The following is a 1,302-nucleotide window of genomic DNA, read 5'->3' on the forward strand; positions in this document are numbered from 1 at the left end:
AGATGGCACGTGGACGTATACCTTAGATAACTCACTAGAGGCAGTGCAAGCACTGGATGTTGGTGATCAACGTATTGAAGAGTTTACAGTCACGTCAGCGGATGGCACTTCACATACGATTGCTGTGACTATTCATGGTGCGGAGGACGAAACCTTTATTACGGGTCCGACTACGGATACGGTGAAAGAAGATACGGATGTGGATGCCGGTTTCTTGGTCGCAGGTGACAGCTTATCCCTGAGCATTAGCGATAAAGATGCGGGTGAGAACAAATTCAGCACTGTTGTAACCAAAGTGGCGAATGACGATGGTGAGCAGCCATTGGGTACTTTGACCATTACTGAGGGTGGTGATTGGTCGTATCAAGTATCGAACGCTATATCAGGTGTACAAGAGCTTGGTGAAGGTGAGACGCGTGTAGAACGTTTCACGGTGACATCGATTGATGGTTCAAAAACCGAGACCATAGAAGTGACGATTCAAGGCACTAACGATGCGCCTATTATCGCAGGTGATGATATTGGACGTGTTACCGAAGATTTTGATGTTCAGGCTGGCAACTTACTAAAAGACGATGGGCAACTGACTATTTCGGATGTTGATGCTGGAGAAGCGAAGTTCCAAACGTCGGTGACACCTGTAGGTTCGGTAATAGGCTCATTAACAATGACGGCGACAGGCGCTTGGAGCTACGAAGTCGATAATACCAACTCTGCAGTGCAATCGCTTGGGAAAGGTGAGACGTTAACGGAGACGTTCCAAGTACTGAGTGAAGATGGCACACCACACAACATCGTAGTCACTATTCATGGGGTCAATGATATTCCTACGATTACGTCGGGTGACTCTGTGACGGCACAAGAAGATGTCATGGTTGACGGTGATGGCAATATCGTTGCAACGAACACCTTAGTCATTTCGGATGTTGACGCAGGAGAAGAGGTCTTTAACGCTGGTATCGCTACTCCGGTGGGCAGCACTCTTGGCTCTTTGAGTATTAATGCTGAAGGAGAGTGGACGTACAAAGTCAACAATTCACTCTCTCAAATTCAAGCGTTAGACGTGAATACCAGTTTGACGGAATCGTTTATTGTAACGTCGGCAGACGGTACTCAGCATCAAATTGATGTGACGGTCAATGGTGCGGAAGACCCAACCATCATTAGTAGCTATGAGCCTGGTGCGGTGACGGAAGACACTGCGGGTATTTTGATGGACTCTGGAGACCTTTCCATCGCCGACCTTGATGCAGGTGAAGCGTTGTTCAGTACAACGGTTACTAAGCTCGTCAACAGCGATGG

General features: G+C 47.8%; 1 protein-coding gene. It reads left to right on the forward strand.

Annotated elements, in window-relative coordinates; all coding sequences use genetic code 11:
• A partial coding sequence (locus tag HW45_RS03655) for a VCBS domain-containing protein (RefSeq protein ID WP_038224878.1) occupies positions 1–1,302 on the forward strand: 1,302 nt, incomplete at both ends.

Origin of the sequence: Vibrio sp. ER1A, from assembly GCF_000733315.1 — a bacterium.
In the GTDB taxonomy this organism is placed as follows: Bacteria; Pseudomonadota; Gammaproteobacteria; order Enterobacterales; family Vibrionaceae; genus Vibrio; species Vibrio mediterranei.